Raw genomic sequence first — 6,333 nt, 5'->3', positions numbered from 1 at the left:
ACTCACCCGTCCGCCGCTAACTTCATAAGAGCAAGCTCTTAATCCATTCGCTCGACTTGCATGTATTAGGCACGCCGCCAGCGTTCATCCTGAGCCAGGATCAAACTCTCCAATAAAGTTAGTTTGTCTAGCATCTAAAATAAAAATTGACGTTTCACGTTGTTTGTTTCGTTCAGTTTTCAAAGAACTCGTTTGTCGCTTATTTGCGACTTCCTTATGTTAACATTTCTTCATTTCAATGTCAACTAAGTTTTTTATTTCGTTTGTCGCGTTTTGCGTTGTTGCTATCAGCGACTCGTATAATATTACACTTCTATATAATAATAGTCAATAACTTTTTAAAAATATTTTGATGAATTTTTCTCTTCTTTAAGACATCATTATAAGTGTATCCTAAAATCCCCCTTCTTCTCACTCACTTTCCCCATCCATAAAATGAAGCTTTAACCATTTTATAGCTTATTCGTCTTCACCAATCGGCTTCTTTGCTTTCTACTTAATGTAGGACAAACCTTTAGCAGGTATTATCATCTATCCCTTCTCTCTATTCGAATCTCTATTTCCACCCTTATTTTAACAATTAATAGTATATAATTAGATGACTATTGTATTTTTCATTACCAAGATCATAATAACATAATAAAAATAAGCAGGTGAAAATATGGAAGATATCCGTGTACTTATAGCAGATGATGAAAAAGAAATACGAGATTTATTAAAAAAATATCTAGAACGGGAACTCTATACAGTAGATATCGCTATAAATGGCGAAGAGGCTCTTCACTTATTTGAACAAAACAAATATAACCTCATCATATTAGATCTTATGATGCCTAAAGTTGATGGTATCGAAGTATGTAGAAGACTTAGAAACAAAACAAATATCCCGATATTAATGCTCACCGCTAAAGATCAGGAAGTAGATAAAATTTTAGGCCTAAGCATAGGTGCAGACGATTACATTACAAAACCTTTTAGTATTAATGAAGTGGTGGCTAGAGTAAAAGCTCTCATGAGGCGTTTTTTAGTATTAGGAAGTAACGCTAACATACAAGAAAACACACTCTTAGCATTCAAAGGACTAACAATTGATATAAACAAGTACATAGTTAACATAGATGGTAAAGAAGTGTCCTTAACTGGAAAAGAACTTGAACTATTAAAGTTCTTCGCCTCAAATCCTGAACAAGTTTTTACGAAGACGCAACTCTTTCGCAATGTTTGGGATAGTAACTATATAGAAGATGATAATACCGTTATGGTACATATTAGAAAACTTAGAAAGAAAATAGAAATTGACCCTTCAAATCCTAAGTTTATTCAAACTGTATGGGGTATTGGCTATAAATTTGTAGGTGAAAAGGATGAAGAGTGATAAAGTTCTCTATCTTATTCTATTGCAGTTTATCATCCTCACCGGACTTCTATTTATAGATATGGTTCACACATTAAAATTAATTTTATTCATTATCCTTATGGTTATAACAGGAAGTCTTTTCTTTACAAGACTTCATTTTATTCAAACTCGGAAGTCCATGGTTACGAAATTAAAACGCGCCATTAATGGCAATCTACATACACGATTATATACAAATAACGACCATTCATTAGATGACATAATTTTCTCTATAAATGACTTAATAACCGAACTAGAAAAAGTACAAGTTGAGGCCAAAAAGTCTCAAAAGGCTAGAAAACAACTTTTATCTAGTATCTCACACGATATACGAACACCTCTTACTTCTATTATTGGATATATTGACGCATTAAAAGATGGTATTGCTACTTCAGAAGAAGAAAAACTGGAATATCTTGAAATACTCTCAAATAAATCAAATAGTTTAAAACAATTAGTTGATGAAATATTTAATATGGCGAAGCTTGATGCTGATGAATTTTCATTAAAGGAAGAACAACTTGATTTTTCAGAGATTACTAGAGAGTCACTCATTGAATTTTTACCTGAACTATCAAAACAAAATATAGAGTTACTAGTTAGCATCCCAGAAACACCTTGTCCCGTTACGGCGGATTCTCTTAGTCTTATGCGAGTTATAGGTAACCTCATGAAAAACGCTATATACTACGGAAAGTCCGGAAAAGTAATAGGAATCGAACTTTTAGAAACTATTAATGAATATCAGCTGCTCATTTGGGATAAAGGCCCTGGAATTTCAACAGATGATTTAGAAAACGTATTTGAGAGAATGTACCGAAGTGACCAATCAAGAAACCTCTCACATGGTGGGAGTGGCCTAGGACTTGCTATTGCAAAGGCTCTCGTAGAAAAAAACGGCGGACAAATATGGGTAGAAAGTATTCCGTGGAAAAAAACAACCTTTGGCTTTTCCATCCCTAAACAAACTACTTTTAAGAAATAGTTAAGAAATGATTAAGCAGCAGTTAAATCCTTCTTTTTATCATGTACTTAAGAGATTATAGAAAGCAGGTGTTCAACATCAATACAATTATAAAAACTACAAACTTGACCAAAGCTTATGGCAAACAAAAATCAGTAGATAATCTAAATATAAATGTGAATCAAGGAGAGATTTACGGCTTTATCGGACGAAACGGCGCAGGGAAAACAACGACAATCCGAATGCTATTAGGCCTCATAAAACCGACAAGTGGGAAAGTCGAAATATTTGGGGAGGATTTTTTCAAAAACCAAAAAGAAATTTTAAGAAGAATTGGTTCTATCGTTGAAGTTCCAGGGTTTTATGAAAACCTTACTGCAAAAGAAAATTTATTAATTAATGCCAAAATCATTGGAGTTCACAAAAAAAATGCGATTGAAGAGGCATTAGAAATTGTCGGGCTAGAGCATGAAACGAAAAAGCTAGTAGGAAAATATTCATTAGGGATGAAACAACGATTAGGAATCGCAAGAACCCTTCTCCATTATCCAGAACTATTAATCCTAGATGAACCGACCAATGGCTTAGATCCAATTGGTATTAAAGAAATGCGAAAACTTATTAAATCTTTAGCACAAGAAAGAAACATAACGATATTAATTTCCAGTCATATTTTAGCTGAGGTCGAACAGCTAGTAGATCATATGGGGATTATTCATAAAGGGAAGTTATTAGAAGAGATCTCTCTTGATGAACTTCGAAAAACAAATCGTAAATACTTAGAATTTCAAGTAAGCAATGATAATAAAGCTGCGATGCTTTTAGAAAAACAATTTCATATTTTTGATTACGAAGTACATGATGATGGAAATATCCGCGTGTATTCTCATTTCGGACAACAAGGGCAGATTAATAAAACGTTTGTTCAAAGCGATATTGAAGTATTAAAAATTACGATGAGCGAAGACAGATTAGAAGATTATTTCACCAAATTGGTTGGGGGTGGAACAATTGGTTAATCTACTATATACAGAACTATTAAAATTGAAACGTTCTAATATGTTCTTGATTAGTATTATTGGGGCAGCTGTAGCACCTTTTATGATCGTTTTAGCCTTTTATATAGAAATGAAAACAAAACCATCCGTTACACCTGCGAGTTTCGATGCCCTTTTTCTTAATGTAAATATGTATATTATTTTATTTATGGGAGTTCTTCTATACGGAGTCGTTACCGCTTATCTCTTTAATCGTGAATACACAGAAAATACATTAAAAAATTTATTAACCATTCCTGTATCACGTTTTAACTTTATTATGAGCAAATTCATCCTTCTGCTTATTTGGATTATGATCCTAACTATAGTTGCATGGGGACTAACTTTACTATTAGGGCTATTAGGAGGTTTTCCTGGATTAAGCATCCCTTTATCTTTTCAATTTTTAGTGAAATTTTTATTAGGCGGTGGATTCCTTTTTATCTTATCTTCTCCTATTGTACTGCTAACTCTTGTAATGAAGACTTATGTTCCGCCTATTATATTAACAATTGTTGTAGCAATGGTAAATGTTCTAACTGCAAGTTCGGAACACAAGGATTTGTTTCCTTGGACAGCTGCACTAGATATAGTAAATAACGAATTGCAACCGACATATCCTCCTGAATATTCTTATGTTGCTATCGCTGCTACAGCTATTATCAGCTTTCTCGCAACAATATTCTATTTTAAAAAGGTTGATATCCATTGATTTATAAGGATAATGAATATCAACCTATGTCTCTGTCTACCTACAACATTTTCATTTATATAATAGGAGTGAAATTATGAGCGATACAATTATTGCCTTCATACTCGGTATTGTAGAAGGACTAGCTGAATTTTTACCTATCTCTTCTACTGGGCATCTTATATTAGTCGGACACTTATTAGGTTTTGAAGGAGAAAGAGCAAAAACATTTGAGATTGTTATACAACTAGGAGCCATTTTAGCTATTGCTGTTTTATATCATAAACGACTTGTTTCTTTATGTAACATTAGGCCTCTTCTGCAAAAAGAGAAAAAATTCAATGCACTACATGTTTTCCTAGGTGTATTCCCAGCCGTAATCGCTGGCTTACTCTTACATGATGTGATCAAAACATACTTATTTCAACCATATACTGTCGTTATTGGGCTTGTAGCAGGAGCTATTCTTATGATTTTTGCAGAAGTTAAAAAACCTGAAGCTACCTCCTATTCATTAGATGATTTAACATACCGTCAAGCATTAACAATTGGATTGTTTCAATGTTTAGCAGTATACCCTGGCTTTTCAAGGGCTGGATCCACAATGTCTGGAGGACTGTTAGCAAAAGTAAATTATAAAGCTGCATCAGAATTTTCTTTTCTTATAGCTCTTCCTGTCATGGTTGGAGCAACAGGTCTAGACTTATTAAAGAGTTGGGAACATTTAAGTATAAATGATCTTCCCATGTTTGCAGTAGGATTTATTACTTCCTTTGTCGTAGCAATGCTAGCAGTAGTAACCTTTCTAAAGTTACTAGCAAAAATAGGTTTAAAGCCATTTGCCTATTACCGCATTTTGTTAGCTATTGTATTCACTGTATTCGTATTGCTATAACCATATGAAGATCACCGATAAAAAGACAATAACTAACCGATATTTCTATAGGAGTATCGGTTAGTTGCAATTATACCTATTTAACTACCTTGCATTCCTCATTTTAGTAAAAAGACGCATTTAAACAAATTATTTATAAAAGATGTTAGTTTTATCATTCCAAAAGAATCATCTAATCTTAAAAACGTAGATGTTTGTTTAAAATAGCTTAACTTTATTATTCTGAATACTCTTTAACACAAATATATGTAAACGTTTATTAAATAGATGGATACAAATGAGCAGCACGAGTATATAAACCATATTTATTGAGCCCTTTCCTTTTCCTGACTCTAAAAACAATACAGAAAATGTAATTTATCAAACAAACCATCTATTATGAACGAACGGAATCTTATCATAAGCAACGAGATATTTAACTAGACGATTAAGAAATGGGTGAATGATACTAATGAATCAATTAGCACAGCAATACTGGAATGAATACTGGAAGAAGAATGAAAAACCTCAAACTGTCAGTGCATGGCAGTTTGGGTGCTCTCCTGACTATCTTGCTCAATTAGTAATTGATGGTGTAAAAACAGCAACATGCTCTGGGCATATCTTCTATGAACTAGAAAACGAACCACTTCCAACAACCAATGATTATAGTATTATATTAAATAGCAATGATGAGCCTGTAGCTATTATTAGAACAACAGAAGTAACTTTGACACCAATGAATGAGGTCCCTGAAGAATTCGCTATTGCAGAAGGAGAAGGAAATCAGACCTATGAATATTGGAAAAACACCCATACAAAGTTCTTTACGAAAGAATTGAATGAAATTGGTCGTGAGTTCTCTGAAGACATGTTACTCGTTTGCGAACGTTTTGAACTTATTGATGTGAAGAAATAAATATACTTACTTGTCATCTACAATTTAAGAAATACGTAGGTGATAAGTTTATCTTTATTATTTTTAATTCAAATAGATAAATACATATTATATTTTTAAACCACAAAAAAACCTAAGTCGAAATGACTTAGGTTTTTGCTTGGCGACGTCCTACTCTCACAGGGACAAGGTCCCAACTACCATCGGCGCTAGAGAGCTTAACTTCCGTGTTCGGTATGGGAACGGGTGTGACCTCTCTGCCATCATCACCAAACTATTGAAGGCATATTCCTTCAAAACTAGATAACATTTGCATTCATATTATATGGTTAAGTCCTCGATCTATTAGTATTCGTCAGCTCCACATGTCACCATGCTTCCACCTCGAACCTATCAACCTGATCATCTTTCAGGGATCTTACTAGCTTACGCTATGGGAAATCTCATCTTGAGGGGGGCTTCATGCTTAGATG

The 6,333-nt window shown here is 33.6% G+C and carries 6 protein-coding genes and 3 rRNA genes; 6 read left to right on the top strand and 3 right to left on the bottom strand.

Features of this window, described 5'->3' with window-relative positions:
* Nucleotides 1–116 (bottom strand): 16S ribosomal RNA (locus M014_RS0120905); the annotation flags it as partial.
* 545 nt (nt 117–661) lie between these two features.
* Between M014_RS0120905 and M014_RS0120900 the strand changes: the two genes are divergently transcribed.
* The 6 genes from M014_RS0120900 to M014_RS0120875 all read left to right on the top strand — a co-directional run bounded on the left by M014_RS0120900 (nt 662) and on the right by M014_RS0120875 (nt 5,881).
* Nucleotides 662–1,375 carry a response regulator transcription factor gene (locus M014_RS0120900; protein WP_026593426.1) on the top strand — a complete coding sequence of 238 codons (714 nt, stop codon included), beginning with the start codon at nt 662–664 and terminating at the stop codon, nt 1,373–1,375.
* On the top strand, nt 1,365–2,381 hold the full coding sequence (locus tag M014_RS0120895; protein ID WP_026593425.1) for a sensor histidine kinase: 1,017 nt from the start codon (nt 1,365–1,367) through the stop codon (nt 2,379–2,381). The genes M014_RS0120900 and M014_RS0120895 overlap by 11 nt, the downstream gene beginning before the upstream one ends.
* Before the next feature lie 68 nt (nt 2,382–2,449).
* Nucleotides 2,450–3,379 carry an ABC transporter ATP-binding protein gene (locus tag M014_RS0120890; RefSeq protein WP_035415613.1) on the top strand — a complete coding sequence of 310 codons (930 nt, stop codon included), beginning with the start codon at nt 2,450–2,452 and terminating at the stop codon, nt 3,377–3,379.
* Nucleotides 3,372–4,109 (top strand): ABC transporter permease, encoded by a 738-nt coding sequence (locus M014_RS0120885; RefSeq protein ID WP_026593423.1) that lies wholly within the window; start codon nt 3,372–3,374, stop codon nt 4,107–4,109. Before M014_RS0120890 ends, M014_RS0120885 begins: the two co-directional genes overlap by 8 nt.
* A gap of 76 nt (nt 4,110–4,185) precedes the next feature.
* Entirely contained in the window at nt 4,186–4,983 is a 798-nt protein-coding gene (bacA, locus tag M014_RS0120880; protein ID WP_026593422.1) for an undecaprenyl-diphosphate phosphatase, read from the top strand.
* A gap of 451 nt (nt 4,984–5,434) precedes the next feature.
* Complete coding sequence (locus M014_RS0120875) at nt 5,435–5,881, top strand: ASCH domain-containing protein (protein WP_026593421.1); 447 nt, start codon at nt 5,435–5,437, stop codon at nt 5,879–5,881.
* Nucleotides 5,882–6,018: 137 nt separating this feature from the next.
* On the opposite strand, the gene rrf is transcribed toward M014_RS0120875, so the two are convergent.
* Nucleotides 6,019–6,134: ribosomal RNA gene (rrf, locus tag M014_RS0120870) — 5S ribosomal RNA — on the bottom strand.
* Between the two features lie 51 nt (nt 6,135–6,185).
* Nucleotides 6,186–6,333: ribosomal RNA gene (locus M014_RS0120865) — 23S ribosomal RNA — on the bottom strand; the annotation flags it as partial.

Source organism: Bacillus sp. UNC437CL72CviS29 (assembly GCF_000482345.1).
In the GTDB taxonomy this organism is placed as follows: domain Bacteria; phylum Bacillota; class Bacilli; order Bacillales; family Bacillaceae_G; genus Bacillus_A; species Bacillus_A arachidis.
The sequence above is the reverse complement of the archived record's forward strand: the minus strand, read 5'-3'. Positions and strand labels throughout refer to the sequence as shown.